Source organism: Clostridium perfringens (assembly GCF_016027375.1).
Taxonomy (GTDB): Bacteria; Bacillota; Clostridia; order Clostridiales; family Clostridiaceae; genus Sarcina; species Sarcina perfringens.
In genome coordinates this window covers 1640028-1656827 of sequence record NZ_CP065681.1, presented here as the reverse complement: position 1 = coordinate 1656827, position 16800 = coordinate 1640028, and the positions used below count along the sequence as shown (strand labels likewise).

The window sequence follows — 16800 nt, the reverse complement described above, 5'->3', positions numbered from 1 at the left end:
TCATAGCATTAAAGACTTTCTAATGCTTTTTTGGCAAGTATATCTGCCCTATCATTAAATTTATTTCCGCTGTGTCCTTTTATTTTTTTAAATCTAACCTTTATGAGTTTAAATTTTTCTTGCATAAACTCATTATAATTTTGAGTTATTCTATTATTTCTTTTCCAAGTTCCTAAAGCCCAGCTCTCAATTCCTTGATAATCATAACAAAGAACTATATCCTTATATCCATTTTCTATGGCATATTCAATTGCCTTCATAGCCCCTTCAACTTCTCCTGATACGTTTCTTAGAGCTATTGCTTCTTTATCATATCCAACACCATTATCTTCATATAATATTTCATCATTTTTTACTACTAAGAAGCCATAAGAATAATTTTCTTTAGAAACCATAAAGCTACCATCTACGTAAATATAAATTAAATCATCCTTAACCTCTTCATTTCCTTTAACTTCCTCAAAGCTTCCTCCATTTTCATGAATAGAAATAAACTTTTCTGCCTCTTCCTTTGAAGTGAAACTTTTGTACTTAGCACCTTTACATCCTATTACTTCTTTTTGGCATTCTGTCCAAGTCTCAACAATCTTAGGAATTCCTGATTTTCCTTTTGCTATAGCATAATATTTTTTAGCCATTATTTTACTCCTTTTTTAATTAGTTATTACATCTATGACTTCATATATATTATCTAAATTATTAGCACCTGTAAATCCACTAAAGAATTCTACAGTCTTTCTTAAAATAACTACAAATTCATTTTCTCCTTGCCAATTTTCTAATATAACATTTATGTCTACATCATTTATTATTCTATTTAAAGCAAAGAAAATTACACTTAAATCATCTAAGGCACCTACAAAAGGTATTTTATCTGGTAATATATCAAATGGACAAACTACATATCCTAAAGAGGCACCTACTACAGCCTTAGTCTTCATAGGAACTCTATTATCTTTTAAAAGTCTAAATATTAAAGCTACTATATCTGGTAAGAACATAATATAATCCTTATAATCTTTAGCTTTCTCTGGAATATGATTAACCAAATACTCTCTACTACTTGTATACATGTCCTCAACTTTTTGTACATCAATGCTCATTATGTAATCATCTGTCTTTTCCTCTTCTTCAATATCATCTCTTACTTCTATTTCTAAAATAGGTTCCTTAATCTTTGAAAGCTCTACATCTATTTTTTCTAAGCCAATATTTAAAACCTCTCCTTGAATTTTTAATTCCTTAAAATCTAAATTTAAGAAAGGTATATTACCTAGTATTTTCTTATAACCTACAAGTATTTTATCCTCTTTAACTAATATCCCCTGATTTTTAAAACCTTTTAAAGCTATCTTTAGACCTATTTTTCTAAAAGGCTTTAAAATTCCAACACTCATAAGTTTAGCTTTTGAAAATTCTATAACAAGATTATCCCCTTCTACTCCTAAAATATCCAAGGTTGCCTTAAAACCTAAAGCAAGAACCTTTTTAAATACTCCTTCCACTTCTATACTATTGTTTATTTTTAAGCTTTTTATTTCTAAACCTTTAATTTTTACAAAATCATTAATAAAGCTCATTAAGTCATCTGAATTTAATTTTATATCTACATTTGAAATTTGCAAAATACTTCTCCCCTTATTATTTAATAATTATCCATCTTTTAGTATATAGTATTTATTCTTAATTTTGAAGGTAAAAAAACTCCTCTGCCTTATTTAAAACAGAGGAATTTTTTTATTTTCTTATTATTTTATAATTATGGAAGAAAAGTCCTAAAATAGCTCCTGCTATGAATCCGCCAAAATGAGCAGATATATCTATATTAGACATTGATAGACCGATAAATACATTAAGCAATATAATAACTATTATATTAGTTACTAAGGCTTTACCAATCCTATCTTTTTCATTATAAGCAAAAACTAAAGCTGCCCCTAAAAGTCCAAATATAGCTCCTGAAGCGCCAACTCCCATAACTGGTGAAAAGTATAAGCTAAATATACTTGCTACTATTCCTGAAACAAAATAGATAGCTAAATATTTTTTCGCTCCATAAATCCTTTCTATGAAATCTCCTAATATATATAGAGCATACATATTAAATAAAAGATGTACTATTCCACCATGCAAAAACATAGAGGTTACTAATCTGTAATATTCTCCGTGGAATATTATTGCATTATTATGCTTAGCACCCATCCAATATAGAATTTGTGGATTCATCTCTACTATATTTCTGAAGAATCCAGCACCTAAAGCAGTAGCTACAATAAGACAAACTAGAAAAGCTAAAATATTTAAACCAATCAATATTCCTGTAACTTTTCCACATCTTAATCTTTTATACCAAGGAACTTTTGGTTCTTCTTTCTTTTTTAATAAAAATTCTAATATTTTTGCTAGAGGCTCAGAGCTCCTATCACTTTTTAAAACTTCTCTTTTCTGAACATCAACAATTACTCTATGACAATTCTCATCTATAGAAAAGTCTTCCTCCTTTTTTTCATCCCTATCATAGCTTTTATAAAGAATTATATTATGAAGAGAATATGACTTACCTAAGCTTTTTAAATAATCTTCTGCAATTTTTAAATTTTCTTCCTCTTCATAAGACTTAGATATTATAACTGCATATTTTCCATCATCTTTAACTGTCTTTAAAGCTATCCATAGTTCTTTATCCTGTTCTCCTTTTAAGTCTTCTACATAAAAACCATAATTATTTATAAGTAAGTTGAAATAATCTTGCTCAAATTTACTCATTGCCTCTCCTCAATCTTCTAAATAATTTCTTCCAACATATCTAAAAGCTCATTAAATCTATCTAAGGTATCTTTAAGAGGCTTAGATGTTGTCATATCTACTCCAGCCATTTTTAATGTATCTATAGGATACATTGATCCTCCAGCCTTTAAGAAACCTTTGTATTTTTCAACAGCCTCTTCTCCTTTTGAAAGAATTGAATTTGCAAAGGAAGATGCAGCTGCATAACCTGTAGCATATTGATATACATAGAAATCAGAATAAAAATGAGGTATTCTAGCCCATTCTATAGATATTTCTTCATCTACATTCATATCTTCACCAAAATATTTAATGTTTATATCTTTCCACATCTTACATAAAACTTCTGATGTAAGAGATTCTCCATTTTCAATAGCTTCATGAGTTTTTAACTCAAATTCTGCAAACATTAATTGTCTAAAGACAGTTGTTCTTATTTGCTCTAACTCTTGATTTATTAGATATAATTTTTTATTTTTATCAGTTTCTTTCTCTATTAAATGATGTATAAGTAAAATTTCATTTGTTGTTGAAGCAACCTCTGCACAGAAAAGACTATAATCTCCATAAATATAAGGTTGAGTCTTTCTAGTATAATAAGAATGTATTGAATGACCCATTTCATGAGCTAAAGTTGATGCATCATTTAACTCATAATTATAGTTTAATAATACATATGGCATAGTATCATAGGATCCCCATGAATAAGCTCCACTTCTCTTTCCTTTATTTTCATATACATCTATCCAACCTTCATTTATTCCTTCATTGAATATGTCTAAATATTCTTTTCCTAAAGGTTTTAATCCTTCTTCAACTAAACTTATGGCATCCTTATATTCTAAATGTTCTTTTTTGCATTCTATAACTGGAACATATAAATCATACATATGAATTTCTTCTAAGTTAAGAAGTTTTTTCTTAATTCTAACATATCTATGAAGAGCATCCATATTTTCATCTACAGTTTTTAAAGCATTATAATAAACTTCTACTGGAATATTATTAGGTTTTAAAGAAGCCTCTAAGGAACTATTATATTTTCTTGTTTTGCTTTCAAAAACAAAGTTTTTAATAGAACTTGTTAAACTTGTTGCTAAAGTATTTTCATACTTTTTGTATGTTCCAAATAAAAGTTTAAAGGCAGCTTCTCTTACCTTTCTATCCTTGCTCTTTATAAAAGAAATATAGTTTCCTTCAGTTAATTCTACCTTTCTACCACTTTCATCTACTATCTCTCCAAAAGTCATATCTGAATTAGTAAGCATTGAATATATGCTCTCTGGAGCTCCTAAACAATCTGATACAGAAGCTAAAACAGATTCAACTTCCTTTGATAATATATGAGGCTTTTCATTTAATATCATTTCAAAATATATTTTATATTGTTTTAAATCCTTATCCTCATTTATGAAATTTTCTATTGTTCCTTCTTTTAAGCTTAATATCTCTGGAACAAAGTATGCAGTATAACTTGAAAACTCTGCTGAATATGGATCTATTTTATTTACTAAAGATTGCATTTCAGGATTAGATGTGTCCTCATGACTTCTCATATGAGCATAAACATATAGTTTACCAAGTTTTCTGCTTAACTTTTCATTTAATAAAAGAAAAGCTTTTAAGTCTTCCTTGTTTCCTAACTTTCCCTCAAAATCTTTTAATTTTGGAGCTTCCTCTTTTAACTTATTTAATTCCTCATTCCATTTAGCTGGAGTTTCATAAATTTTATCAATTCTCCACTTATCACTTTCTGGAATTTCATCTCTTCTTCTAAGTTTTTTGACCTCACTCATTTTAATTCTCCTTTCAAATATTATTTATAATCTTCTTCTTTACCCTTTATGTCCTCAAAAACCTTCTTCATTTGTTTATCTATAATAGAGCAAACTTCATTTAAAACTGCTCTCATTTCCTCATGCTCATCATCAAATTTAAATTTGACTACCCAAGTTGGATTATATTCTTCATCAAACTCTTCTACTATATATCCTAATGAAGTAAGGGCCTCCACATTGAACAAATCATATATTGCTGAAAATTCCCATTCTGAAACATCCTTGTCTGTATCAAAAAAAAGACTTACATCTCCATCTACGCAATATAATTTTTTAACAAAATTAGTTCCTTCTAAAACTGAATAACTTCCTAATTCACCCTTTATAACTCCATTTTCTTTATCTTTTTCCATTATAACTAATGAAGAAAAATCCATCTTATATCATCCTTTCCTATTTTACTATATATACTAATTATAAAATTTCTATTTATATTTGCAAGTGCATATGCCGTATATAATAAAGTCTTCCTCTTTATATTTATTTAACTGTAAAATTATAGTAATATATTTTATGTAACATTAATATACTAGAGGTGATTTTTCATGAATAAATTTATGCTAAGAAGACTTATTTTAGGAGTATCCCTATTTTTTATTATTATATTTTCAAGTGTTTTTATTATTAATAAAATTTATATTAAGCAAAAGTGTAAAGATTTATACTTTGCAACTGAATATTTAACAACAAGAGGGAATTTAGAAAATAGCCTTCTAACCATAAAAAATTTTGAATTATCATTTTTAGATAAGGATATTGCAATTGTAGAAATTAATGGACTTAGTTACGATAAGCCTCATCAATCTATTTCTTGCAAAGCTTACTTTGAAAAAAAGGAAAATTCAGTTTGGGACTTAAAAGAAATAGAAAAGCTAACTTAAAATGCAAATTATTTGCACTTGATTTAAAATCCATGTATAATTTATTTAGAATTATACTAGGAGTGATACGATTTGATAAAGATAAATAATCTTTCCTTTTCCTACAGCGGTAAAAAACCCTATCAATTAAATGATATAAATTTAACCTTACCTGAAAATGAATTTATATCAATAGTAGGAGAAAATGGAAGTTCTAAAACTACTCTTTTAAAACTTCTTTTAGGATACTTAAAACCTATTAAGGGAAACATCGAAATAAATTTAAACAGCGTTGGGTATGTTCCTCAAAAAGTTGATAACTTTAACTCCCAATTTTCCATTACGGTTTATGAAGTATTAAAAGTACATTTAAAAACATTAAAAATAAAGGATAAAGGCGAAATAGACAGGGTTCTTTCAGCTGTTAATATGCTAGAATTTAAGGATAGATTAATAGGTTCTCTTTCTGGTGGTCAGCAACAAAGAGTTTTTATTGCAAGGGCTTTAATAGGACACCCTAATATATTAATATTAGATGAACCTTCTACAGGAATAGATGAAAAGACTCAAAAAGATATATATGAACTTATTTATAAGTTAAATAAAGAGAAGGAAATGACTATTATATGTGTTGAACACAATATAAGAAAATCTCTTAAGTATTCATCATATATTCTTGAATTAAAAGATTCTAAAGCTACTTTATTTAAAAATAATGAATACTTAAAAAAACTAGATGAAATAAATAATGAATTTATATAGAAAGGGCTCTTTTTAAAAATGTCTATTATACAAAATATGTTTCAATTTGAATTTATGCGTAATGCATTTATGGCCGGTTTTATAATATCTCTTTTATGTCCCTGTATAGGACTTTTTCTTGTGTTAAAGAGATATTCAATGATAGGGGATACACTTTCCCACTCTTCCTTTGCAGGCGTTGCAATTGGGCTAGTATTTGGATTTAATCCTCTTTTAACAGCATTTTTATTTACTACTATTTGTGCATTACTTATAGAATTATTAAGAAATTATTATAAAAAATATGCAGAATTATCTATGTCTATTATACTTACCTTTAGTTTAGGATTAGCATTAATACTAGTTAGTAGTGGTAAGTCTAGTACAACAGTTAATTCTTTTTTATTCGGAAGTATATTAACAGTTTCAAAAACTGATTTAACCATAATAGCTTTAGTTTCTCTACTTTGTTTTATAGGAATATTTTCATTATATGATAAATTAGTTTATACTACCTTTGATGAAGAAGGGGCTAAAGTTTCTGGAATAAATACAAAACTTATAAATTATATTTTTACAATCATAGTAGGAGCTACTATTTCTGTTTCAATTAGAGTTATGGGAATACTGGTTATTTCATCAATAATTGTTATACCAGCAGCTACTGCCATGCAATTTAAAAAAGGATTTACTAAGTCCCTTATTATTTCAATGATAATAGGAGTTATAGATGTCTTAAGCGGTTTACTTCTAGCTTCTCTATTTGATTTAGCTCCAGGAGGAACTATAGCTTTAACTTCAGTAATAGTGCTTATATTATCATTAATTTTAAACAGAAAAAAATTATAATATAAGTAAAAATGGGTTGTATAAAAAATTAATAAAACTTACAAACATATTCTGAGAATTACTAGATTTCTCTTCAAACCGTTTGTAAGTTTTATTATTAATCTTTTTTATATAATCCCTTATTTTTAAAACATAGTGGTAAATATATAACTTGAATTTATATACTTATACATTCCTCTCCATTTTCATCCTTATATACTTTAAAAAGTTTGTTTTTCTTATATAAGTATCTATATATTGCATATACTACTACCCCTTTTAAAGCACCTGTTATACTTATGGCCCACCAAATACCTTCTAATCCTAAGAACTCAGGTTTACACATAATATAAGCCATTGGTATTCTTGCTCCTGTTAATAATATACTTATTATTGATGGTATATAAGTTCTTCCTAATCCATTAAATGCTCCTGTTGTTGTTATTTCTACGCAAACAAGAATCTGACAATAGCCAAGTATCTTTAAATAAACTGTTCCTTGTTCTATAGCTTGTGCCTCTGGTATAAATATTCTAAATATCTCTTCTCCAAAGAAAATTAATACTAAGGAAGCAAATACTCCTACTATAAGAGAAATTATCATAGTTATATTAAATCCCTTTACTATTCTTTTTAGCTTTCCAGCTCCATAATTTTGTCCAACAAATGTGCTTAAGGCCGTAGATATTCCACCTGCTGTCATCCATGCAATGGCTTCAACCTGTGAACCCACCTTTTGAACAGCTATAGGAACAGGGCCAAACACTGCAACTATTTTCCCTATAAACATTGAAAAAACAGTAAATAATCCACTCTGAAGTGCTGCAGGTAATCCAATATGGAATAAAGTTTTCATACAATTTATTTTAATTCCACTTAAAATATTTATTTTTAAGTATTCAGCCTTACTTTTTATCATTATATATAAAAATGTAACTGTAACTATAACCTGAGCTAAAACTGTAGCCAAGGCAGCTCCTAGTACACCCATCTCTGGGAATATTCCTATACCAAAAATTAATATTGGATCAAAAACTATGTTAAAAATTAATCCTATAGTATTAGCTATAAAAGGAGTTCTACTATCTCCTGAACCAGTAAATACCGCTGTAAATACTGGATTTAAAAAGTTAAATATCATTCCTAAAGCAACTGCAATTAAATATGTCTTAGCCATTTTTATAACTTCAGCATCACCTAAGTCAAAAAATCCTATTAACTGACTATTAAATAAAAGTAATATTATTGAATAAATAATAGCTAGTATAATATTTATTTGAAAGGCACTTTTTATATAATCCTTTGTGCTATCTATATCATTTCTTCCTAAGCTCTGTGCTACTTTTATCTCAGCTCCCACCTTAGAAATCATTACAAAGGCCATACCAAGCCAAGGAAAGAATCCTGCTGTTCCAACAGCTGCCACTGCATTACTTCCTATTCTACCAACCCATATCATATCTGCCATGTTATAAGCCATTTGTATAAAAGAGGTAGCCATAATAGGTATGGAAAGTTTTATAAGGTTGCTTGTTATTTTTCCTTCGGTTAAATCAATTCTCTTGTCCATTTTTCCCCCTGTGTATCTAAAAAATTATTCCCACACATTATAATTCATATTTTATATAAGCTAAATATATAAAATTATTTTATATATAATAATTTAAATTTATATTTTTAGCCTTAATTTCTTGTAAATTAATTTAAGTTTTAGATATGATAACATATCTAAAACCTAAATATACATCTGTATTTTAAATAATATATTACCTATATATATTTATAAAGGAACAAAATTTTCCTTTTAAATAGCTTTAAAACCTTCAAATTTTATTGCTATTAATCTCTTTATATTACTGTAACTTGATCAACAAACATAAAGGTAGGACCCTCTCCAGGCATTATACTCCAAGCTGGACATACCTCTTCATTCTTTGCAAATATTTTAATATACCTAGTCTTAATTTCTCTTTGTGATGTAATGTCCTTTTTTCCTACTTCTTCTCTTTTTTCATTCTTATCCTTTTCTTCCATTGTTAATAAAGTAAACTCTTCTCCATCTAATGAAGAATAAAACTCTACAAACTTAGGATAGTAAATCCAAGCTCTTGTGTCTTGTAAAAATCCAACCATTATTTCTTTTATTTCTTTTACTTCTCCTAAGTCAACTATTACTTCCATATCTTCTGTATACCCAAGCCATTTTCCATCAGTATAATGTAAACTTCCCTTTTCACCATCTATTAAATCATAAACTCCTCTTTTATTGTACATATAGTGGTCTGTAGGCTTAGTTAATCCTTTAATATTAGCTATTGGCAAAGTTACATATATTCTACTTTCCACAGTGTTACTAGGCTTGTATCCTTCTTTAAAAACCTTAGCTTTTATAAAAGCTCTATCATTAACAACTATTGGCTCTTCATATAATAAGGATTTCTCATTTGGCTCACTTCCATCTAAAGTATATCTAATCTCTCCCTTTTTATCTCTTTTTCCTAAAAGAATTTCTTGAGAAAATGGTTTATTCATAAGTAAAGTATCTATATTTACAATTGGTCTAAAGGCTCTAAGTTTAACCTTACTACCTTTCTTATACCTTTTATATTCTGGTACATATCCATCTATCTCTTCTCTATTTTTTAAATATTCATCAGTAAAGAACTCTTTTTCCTTAGGTTTTTCACAAATAGTATTTAAATCTAAAAGTATTTCCCCCGCCTCTGGAATTATTAATATCTTATATTCTTCATCTACTGAGAATTCTCCCTTAATTAAGGAGATTTTATATTTAAAATCATTATGTTTACATAAAATAGTATTTAAATTTAATTCCTGAAGAACAGGTAAGGTATTTATACAAAGCATACATTCTTTAGAATCTTTCACATTAAATTTAATACTTATCTTATCTTCATAGCAAAGTATTTTTATGCTTTCCTCATGATTTAAATCCCATGTTATTTTGCATTTATCCTCATTAATCCCTTTAAAATCTATGGTATCTCCTTTAATTTTTTCATATACACCAATTCTTTTTAATTTAACAAAGCTTATTTCTGGTCTTTCATCTATTTCATTTTTCCAGTAATGAGGTCTCATTAAAGGCAATGCATCAAATACACTTTCATTATCATCTAAATAGTTATCATAATATCTTGATTCATAATTTTCATTAAATAAATGAATATCTCTTATACTTAAAACATTATTTTCAAATAAAAAACTACTTCTATAAAATCTACTGTTATACCACAAAGTTTTCATATTATAAGTGTTCCAATCCTTTTTAGCCCCAAAGGTAGTAGGTGGAGTTAATTTATATTTCTTCTTATACCAAAGAGCACTTTCAGCTAAGGTTTCAACTCTAAGCTTTTTCTCCTTTTGCAAATTGAATATATGTTCTATTTGAACTTCATATCCCTTATACATGGTATTCCATAAAAATGTATTTTCCTGTCCTACCTGAGCATAAGAAAATCCTAAGGTCTCCTCTTCATTTAAACACTCAAAAAACCAATGAACCCATTCTTTATTTTGTCCAATTATCCATGCTGGCTCTAAAGTATGGACTCCTTTTAACTCTTCTCGTAATCCCTCTTCAAAATTATAAATTGGATCTGGTCCTAAAAGCCTAAATAAAGGTAAATCTAATTGCATTTCTTCCCTTTGAGCTGGAATATATTCATTTAACTTACTTGGATAATAGGCTTGATTAAAATATCCTCCCCAAAGAGTAAATCCATCAGTTCCAATTTGATCTCTACAAATAGCCCCTCCTATTACTCCATACTTCTCCTTTAAATATGTTAAAGTTCTTATATCTATAACCCAAGAACCAACTGTCTTAGGATAGTATCCAAATATACACTTAAAATCATCCATGTAAACATCAGCCATTTTAAATCTATCCTCTGGGCTGTATCCTAGTGAATATCCCCTATGAACATGGTCATCAATAGGAGTTTCCCCCTTCCATTTAACACCGGCCTTCTTTGCTAATTCCTCAGTTATCTCAAACCAAGCTCCAACTTCGTCATATTCATCTATGGATTCTTTTATAAGGTTTACAAATCTTTCATCCATTAAAGCATCATGTTTTAATGCATAGGTTGCAGGAAACCCATATTGTTTTATTAACTCAATCTCTCTAACTACTGTCTGAAAATCATCTTCAACAAATTCACCACTTGGATAAACAGTTTTTCTTATAAAATTATATATATTTACTATAGTAATATTATTCTTCTTTTTTTTATCAAACTTTATCATATAATTCCCTCCTTTTTAAACCCATTTTAAGTAATCTAAATACTTTAAACAATGAAAAAATTTTAGTTTTTATTAAGATTTTCTTTATATTTTCTTTTTTGTAAGTTCATACAATTTAATAAAAAAAGCTATAAAATAATGAATATTTTTATTCACTACTTCATAGCCTATAATTTATTATTTAATCTAGTATTAATTATAAATAAAATATCAAAATTATAAATATTCATATACTTATAATTTTGAAGTAAATATTCTATTTTAAAATTATTTTTTCTTATTATTTATACACTCTTCACATATACCCTTTAAAGTAAGATTATGCTCTTTTACTTTAAATCCTGTTTGATTTCTTAAAAGCTCCTCAATCTGTTGCATAGGACATGGAACTTCTATTTCTTTATGACATAAATCACATTCTAAAATATGCTTATGAATATTTCTATTCTTTAATTTATAAGAACTTTTTCCATCTCCTAATTCAAACTTATCTACTAAATCCTTCTCTAAAAATACCTCTAGAGTTCTATAGACAGTAGATAAATTTATCTCTTTACATTTACTATATATATAATCGGCAGTAACACTTCTATCACTTTCCTTTAACAAATCATATATTAATAATCTAGCTTTGGTAACTTTAACACCATTAGCTTTAAATATTTCTTTTACTTCCATAACAATCTCCTAAACAAATATTTAAATCATTAATATAAATTATATCACATAAAAAAACTTGTATAAAATATATTTCTAAATTGGAGTATTAAACTGATCTAGTCTTACTTATGATTTAAAAATTAATTATAAATTTAAATACAAAAGGATATATTAAAATTGCATCTTTGCAACCATAATATATCCTTTTTATAATTTCATTTTTTAGTAGAAATTATCCACACATACTATCTAATCAAAAACTAAAACAAAATCCATTGTATTTAAACCACTGAATTCTTATAAGTATATTTTAGCATATTCCTAATAAACCTAATATTATACCTAAGAACATAACACCAAACATTACCATGTTTATGTTAACTTTTTTACGTAAAAGGTAGAATGCAAGTAAAGTTACACATAATGGAACTATACCAATGAATAACTGATTCAAATATTCTTGAATCATAATAGGCTTGTCGCTTCCTTCTACAGCAACTTGAAGTATAGTTTTGAACTTAACATTTGATGCAGTCATAGAACCCATCATAATAAGACCAAGTATGCTTGAAGCTTTAGTTAATATTTTCATACCGCCACTTTCATACAATTTTTGTATAAAGTTTGCACCTACTGAATATCCACTATAAAGTGCATAATAATGTATTAAAAATGCTGGAATATTATATAATAATAAAAATACTATTGCCCCTAAAGGTGAGCCTGTACTAGCTAATGATATACCTATACCTGCTGCAACAACTCTTAAAATTCCCCAGAAAAAAGAATCACCTATTCCTGAAAGCGGTCCCATTAATGAGGCCTTTACAGCAGTAATTGAACTTGAATCAAAGTTTTCATCTTCACTATTTTGACGTTCCATAGCAGATACAAGTCCCATAATAAAATTGTTTAAATGCATAGTAGCATTAAACCAAGTAGTATGACGAACTAAAGCTTCTGATCTTTCCTCTTTAGTTTTATAAAATCTATTTATTACAGGTAAAAGAGTATATATAACTCCCACTGCATGATATTGTGTAGCACCAGTACGGCTAGCATTCATAGTCCAAGAACGCCAAAATACTGAACGTAACATTTTTTTATCTTCAATTGATAAGTTTTCCTTCATCTTCATTACGCAAAAAATTCCTCCTCTTCATCTTCTTTGGTCATCTGTCCAGATCCTTTAGGACCTGCAAGGACAAGATTTGAAATCTGTAAATCCCTTTGTGAAGTTACAACGCATATTACAACTCCCACCACTGCTACTGCAACAGCTGGCAGTTTTAAGTAAGCTGTAAGAATAAATCCTAATAGATAAAATACTGCTAATTTATTATCCCAAAGTAATTTCATTAACATTGCAAAACCAACTGCAGGTAAAAGTCCACCAGCGGCGCTTAATCCATTCATTAGTTTAGCAGGTATATTTTCTACTAAGGCATTTACAGGACCACTTCCAAGTAATACACCTAAGAAAGATATAGCTGATATTATAAGATAATATAATGCCCATGTACCGTAATGAAGTGCTACTATTTTCTTTTGATTGTTTTCTCTAGCAGCATCGTCTAAAGCAGGTGCAAAAACATTCATTAAAACGTTTTTTAAGAACATAACAACAAAAGCTGCTAACATACCAATAGGTATAGCTAGTGTAATTGCTGCCTTTGTTTCAACATGAGAAATAATTGCAAAAGTTGTTGCTAAGGTAGTTGCAGTAACTGGTTCCGCTGCTATAACCCCACCTATATTAACATTTCCTAGGAATACGGCTTCTAAAGCTGCCCCCATTAATATACCTGTTTTCATATCTCCCATTAATATACCAGTTACAAGACCTACTACTAAAGGACGTTCCATCATACTTTGTCCTGTTAAGTAGTTACCAGCAAAACAGATAAATACACTTAGTGCTGCCATTAAAGCATGCATCAACATATTTTTTACCCCCTAAAAATATTTAGTTTTTTAATATTTACTTCTAAAAGCTCTATTAAGCTTTATTTTTTTTAAATTCAATGTAAATCGATTTATAAACTATTCTAAAATTTTAATTTAAACTAAGTCTAGTTTATTTAATCAAATATTATATTAAAATTGTGCTAAAGCTTTCTTTAAATCAAGCTGTGGATTTGATGGTAATACTTGATTATAAGATTTAACATTAGTTAGCTCTGATAATTCCTTAGCAGCTTTTAATTCATCTGGATTTAATTGAACACTTGAAAATACCATTACTTTGTCTTTTGGATTAGATTTGTCAAAACGTCCTGCATTAGCAACGTTTACAGATTCTATATCACTAACTTCTTTAGCAATCTTTGTAGCATCTGATACACTGTTTACTATAACAAACATTCTTTTATCCTTACCACGAGGATCATTAAAAACTTTTATAGCATCCTCAACTGAACGAATTAAAAGTTTCATTCCATTTGGTACAGCCATTTTTAAAGTCATTTGCATAACTTCATTTTTTGCAGCCTCATCATTTGCTACTACTAAAAGTGGTGCATTTAGCTCCTTTGTCCATACTACTGCTACTTGTCCATGTATTAAACGGTCATCTACACGTATTTGAGTTATCATAATTTTTTCCTCCTAAAATTCAAAATACTATTTTGTTAATTTTTTCTTTTTAAACGATTACTATTACTTTAAAAAAATTTATTATTTCATATAAATATAATTAATCGTTTTCTTAAAGGGTATTGTTAGATATTGGTTTTTAATTTCTTAATATCTAGAAAAAGTCATCCTCATCATCACTAGATAACTTTGTTGAAACAAGAGTTACTTGAGCTTCATCTATAGCATTTTTTATAGACTCCTCTGTTAACTCATCTTCAGCAGAAAATAATATTGATAATACTATTGCTAAATTAGCATTAGAAATTATAAAAATATTTTCCTTTTTAGCAGTTGCAACTTGTGTTACTGCTTTTTGATTAACACTACCGCCAAATAAGTCAGTAAATATTATACCTTGCTCATTCTCCCCAATGCTCTCGATAAAATTTACAATTTGTGGAGTGTAATCCTCATCAGTGATATATGCATTTATAACTTCTACATCATCACCCTTATCTGCAAGTATATTTAAGGAGCTCTGAATTCCCCCTGCCAACTTGCCATGGCTTGCTATTAAGATTTTTTTGTTCATAAAAAATTCACCTCTCGATTACTAATTATAGCACTATGTGAACAAAAATCAACCAAAAAATGAATAAAATAGAAATATTTCTTTAATCATTGTTAATTTTTCTTAATACTTTCTTGATAATTTCTTTAATAAGTTACCCAATATTTAAATAAAACTCCATTTATTTTTTTTAATTAAAATATCAATTAATTTTTTAAAAAATTTAATAAAACCCTATGTTTTTTAAAATCCTCAAAATAAATACGAATTATTTTCAAATTCAATTTAAATTAAAATTTTAATATTTCTATTTGACAAGAAATATTAAAGTAGTGTATATTATGAAATAGAGTACGTTATTAAGTTTAATAGTATAGCACATTTAACCTTTTTTATATAAATGTGCATAATAAAAGGAGAGATTTTTCAAATGAATTGTATTATAGCTCAGTCTGGCGGACCTACTTCAGTAATAAATGCTAGTGTTTATGGTCTAGTTAAAGCAAATAAAAAACTTAATTTATATGAGAATGTTTATGGTGGATTAAACGGAATAGAAGGTATTTTAAATAAGAAAATAATAAACCTTTCAGACCTTGATGAACTTCAATTAGAAAGATTTAAAAATTCACCAGCCTCTGGTTTAGGTTCTTGTAGATATAAATTAAAACCTCTTAGCGAAAGTGAAGATGAGTACTTAAAACTTTTAGATATTTTAAACTCACTTAATATAAAAGCTTTCTTTTATGTAGGTGGAAATGACTCAATGGATACTACTGCTAAATTAAATGCTTTTGCAAAAGCTAAAAATATAGATATAAAATTCTTTGGAATCCCTAAAACAATAGATAATGATTTAATGCACACAGATCACACTCCAGGATTTGGTAGCGCTGCAAAATTCATATCTACAGCAGTTTTAGAAACTTATTTAGACTCAAAAGTTTATACTAATAATGGAATTTTCATAATTGAAACTATGGGAAGAGATACAGGTTGGTTAGCAGCTTCTGGTGCCTTAGCAACTATAAACGGGAATAAATGTGCTGATTTAGTATATTTACCTGAAAGAGCATTTTCAGTACAAAGCTTTTTAACTGATGTAGCTAGAATATTTAAAGAAAAAAAACATGTATATATAGTAGCTTCTGAAGGATTAAAAGATGAAAATGGAAAGTTTCTTACTGAAACTGCACCAAATGACGATTCATTTGGACATGCTCAATTAGGTGGTGTAGGTACTTACTTAAAGAACCTAATAATCCAAGCTAGTATAACACATAGAGTTAAATCTCTAGAACTTAATACTCTACAAAGATGTTCTATGCATGCTTCATCTAAAATAGATGTAAATGAAGCTGTTATGGTAGGACAAGCTGCCTTAGAAGCTTCTATTAATTCAGAAGGTGGTTATATGGTTGCTATAAGAAGAGATTCTTCATTCCCATATAAAAGCTCTACTTTTTTAATTGAAGCTGATAAAATAGCTAATAATATAAAATATTTTCCAAGTGAATGGATAAATGAAGAAGGTAATAATATAACCGAAGAAGGTTTATTATATCTTAAGCCATTAATTAGCGATTTTGAGGATAGAGATTCTCTTCCTCTTTATCATAGTTTTGTTTTATAAATATTATTTTACTCAATTACCTACATTTAATAA

At 27.9% G+C, this 16800-nt stretch carries 16 protein-coding genes; 4 read left to right on the top strand and 12 right to left on the bottom strand.

From position 1 onward, the window contains the following. Positions 1-8 precede the first annotated feature (8 nt). The 5 genes from I6G60_RS08090 to I6G60_RS08070 form a co-directional block, all read right to left on the bottom strand. Positions 9-638: a ribonuclease H1 domain-containing protein gene (locus I6G60_RS08090; protein ID WP_011010453.1), complete on the bottom strand. Its 630-nt coding sequence runs from the start codon at positions 636-638 to the stop codon at positions 9-11. A gap of 15 nt (positions 639-653) precedes the next feature. After that, a complete protein-coding gene (locus I6G60_RS08085) occupies positions 654-1625 on the bottom strand; it encodes a YkvA family protein (RefSeq protein ID WP_025648549.1) in 972 nt (323 codons plus the stop codon). Positions 1626-1737: 112 nt separating this feature from the next. Continuing rightward, a complete protein-coding gene (locus I6G60_RS08080; protein ID WP_025648548.1) occupies positions 1738-2766 on the bottom strand; it encodes a rhomboid family intramembrane serine protease in 1029 nt (342 codons plus the stop codon). 17 nt (positions 2767-2783) lie between these two features. Beyond that, on the bottom strand, positions 2784-4583 hold the full coding sequence (gene pepF / locus I6G60_RS08075; RefSeq protein ID WP_004459471.1) for an oligoendopeptidase F: 1800 nt from the start codon (positions 4581-4583) through the stop codon (positions 2784-2786). Positions 4584-4603: 20 nt separating this feature from the next. Beyond that, complete coding sequence (locus I6G60_RS08070) at positions 4604-5002, bottom strand: DUF6762 family protein (protein ID WP_003457290.1); 399 nt, start codon at positions 5000-5002, stop codon at positions 4604-4606. A gap of 168 nt (positions 5003-5170) precedes the next feature. Between I6G60_RS08070 and I6G60_RS08065 the strand changes: the two genes are divergently transcribed. The 3 genes from I6G60_RS08065 (at position 5171) to I6G60_RS08055 (ending at position 7075) form a co-directional block, all read left to right on the top strand. Then, positions 5171-5506 (top strand): hypothetical protein, encoded by a 336-nt coding sequence (locus tag I6G60_RS08065; RefSeq protein ID WP_003454606.1) that lies wholly within the window; start codon positions 5171-5173, stop codon positions 5504-5506. Positions 5507-5578: 72 nt separating this feature from the next. Then, the gene (locus tag I6G60_RS08060) at positions 5579-6247 is read left to right on the top strand and encodes a metal ABC transporter ATP-binding protein (protein ID WP_003457191.1); all 669 of its coding nucleotides are present in this window, start codon (positions 5579-5581) and stop codon (positions 6245-6247) included. 18 nt (positions 6248-6265) lie between these two features. Beyond that, the gene (locus tag I6G60_RS08055) at positions 6266-7075 is read left to right on the top strand and encodes a metal ABC transporter permease (protein WP_003454588.1); all 810 of its coding nucleotides are present in this window, start codon (positions 6266-6268) and stop codon (positions 7073-7075) included. 157 nt (positions 7076-7232) lie between these two features. Here the strand turns inward: I6G60_RS08055 and I6G60_RS08050 are convergent, their stop codons facing one another. The 7 genes from I6G60_RS08050 to I6G60_RS08020 form a co-directional block, all read right to left on the bottom strand. Then, on the bottom strand, positions 7233-8624 hold the full coding sequence (locus tag I6G60_RS08050) for an MATE family efflux transporter (protein ID WP_003457306.1): 1392 nt from the start codon (positions 8622-8624) through the stop codon (positions 7233-7235). A 278-nt stretch (positions 8625-8902) separates the two neighbouring features. Next, positions 8903-11326 (bottom strand): FN3 associated domain-containing protein, encoded by a 2424-nt coding sequence (locus I6G60_RS08045; RefSeq protein WP_011590852.1) that lies wholly within the window; start codon positions 11324-11326, stop codon positions 8903-8905. 267 nt (positions 11327-11593) lie between these two features. Beyond that, the gene (locus tag I6G60_RS08040; RefSeq protein WP_003454598.1) at positions 11594-12004 is read right to left on the bottom strand and encodes a Fur family transcriptional regulator; all 411 of its coding nucleotides are present in this window, start codon (positions 12002-12004) and stop codon (positions 11594-11596) included. A gap of 292 nt (positions 12005-12296) precedes the next feature. Further along, positions 12297-13124 (bottom strand): PTS system mannose/fructose/sorbose family transporter subunit IID, encoded by an 828-nt coding sequence (locus I6G60_RS08035; RefSeq protein WP_003457176.1) that lies wholly within the window; start codon positions 13122-13124, stop codon positions 12297-12299. Further along, complete coding sequence (locus I6G60_RS08030; protein WP_003454617.1) at positions 13124-13930, bottom strand: PTS mannose/fructose/sorbose/N-acetylgalactosamine transporter subunit IIC; 807 nt, start codon at positions 13928-13930, stop codon at positions 13124-13126. The genes I6G60_RS08035 and I6G60_RS08030 overlap by 1 nt, the downstream gene beginning before the upstream one ends. Positions 13931-14083: 153 nt before the next feature. Continuing rightward, positions 14084-14581: a PTS system mannose/fructose/N-acetylgalactosamine-transporter subunit IIB gene (locus tag I6G60_RS08025; RefSeq protein ID WP_003454565.1), complete on the bottom strand. Its 498-nt coding sequence runs from the start codon at positions 14579-14581 to the stop codon at positions 14084-14086. Between the two features lie 154 nt (positions 14582-14735). After that, positions 14736-15155 carry a PTS sugar transporter subunit IIA gene (locus tag I6G60_RS08020; protein ID WP_003454549.1) on the bottom strand — a complete coding sequence of 140 codons (420 nt, stop codon included), beginning with the start codon at positions 15153-15155 and terminating at the stop codon, positions 14736-14738. Positions 15156-15564: 409 nt separating this feature from the next. Here I6G60_RS08020 and I6G60_RS08015 point away from each other — a divergent pair, with 409 nt between their 5' ends. Then, complete coding sequence (locus I6G60_RS08015) at positions 15565-16767, top strand: 6-phosphofructokinase (RefSeq protein WP_011590853.1); 1203 nt, start codon at positions 15565-15567, stop codon at positions 16765-16767. The last annotated feature ends 33 nt before the right edge of the window (positions 16768-16800 follow it).

What these genes read in the sequence shown, in the direction of transcription:
- pepF (WP_004459471.1), bottom strand. Translation starts at nt 4,583, where the DNA reads ATGAGTGAGGTCAAAAAACTTAGAAGAAGAGATGAAATTCCAGAAAGT.
- I6G60_RS08035 (WP_003457176.1), bottom strand. Translation starts at nt 13,124, where the DNA reads ATGAAGATGAAGGAAAACTTATCAATTGAAGATAAAAAAATGTTACGT.
- I6G60_RS08045 (WP_011590852.1), bottom strand. Translation starts at nt 11,326, where the DNA reads ATGATAAAGTTTGATAAAAAAAAGAAGAATAATATTACTATAGTAAAT.
- I6G60_RS08055 (WP_003454588.1), top strand. Translation starts at nt 6,266, where the DNA reads ATGTCTATTATACAAAATATGTTTCAATTTGAATTTATGCGTAATGCA.
- I6G60_RS08080 (WP_025648548.1), bottom strand. Translation starts at nt 2,766, where the DNA reads ATGAGTAAATTTGAGCAAGATTATTTCAACTTACTTATAAATAATTAT.
- I6G60_RS08065 (WP_003454606.1), top strand. Translation starts at nt 5,171, where the DNA reads ATGAATAAATTTATGCTAAGAAGACTTATTTTAGGAGTATCCCTATTT.
- I6G60_RS08090 (WP_011010453.1), bottom strand. Translation starts at nt 638, where the DNA reads ATGGCTAAAAAATATTATGCTATAGCAAAAGGAAAATCAGGAATTCCT.
- I6G60_RS08040 (WP_003454598.1), bottom strand. Translation starts at nt 12,004, where the DNA reads ATGGAAGTAAAAGAAATATTTAAAGCTAATGGTGTTAAAGTTACCAAA.
- I6G60_RS08020 (WP_003454549.1), bottom strand. Translation starts at nt 15,155, where the DNA reads ATGAACAAAAAAATCTTAATAGCAAGCCATGGCAAGTTGGCAGGGGGA.
- I6G60_RS08015 (WP_011590853.1), top strand. Translation starts at nt 15,565, where the DNA reads ATGAATTGTATTATAGCTCAGTCTGGCGGACCTACTTCAGTAATAAAT.
- I6G60_RS08050 (WP_003457306.1), bottom strand. Translation starts at nt 8,624, where the DNA reads ATGGACAAGAGAATTGATTTAACCGAAGGAAAAATAACAAGCAACCTT.
- I6G60_RS08025 (WP_003454565.1), bottom strand. Translation starts at nt 14,581, where the DNA reads ATGATAACTCAAATACGTGTAGATGACCGTTTAATACATGGACAAGTA.
- I6G60_RS08070 (WP_003457290.1), bottom strand. Translation starts at nt 5,002, where the DNA reads ATGGATTTTTCTTCATTAGTTATAATGGAAAAAGATAAAGAAAATGGA.
- I6G60_RS08030 (WP_003454617.1), bottom strand. Translation starts at nt 13,930, where the DNA reads ATGTTGATGCATGCTTTAATGGCAGCACTAAGTGTATTTATCTGTTTT.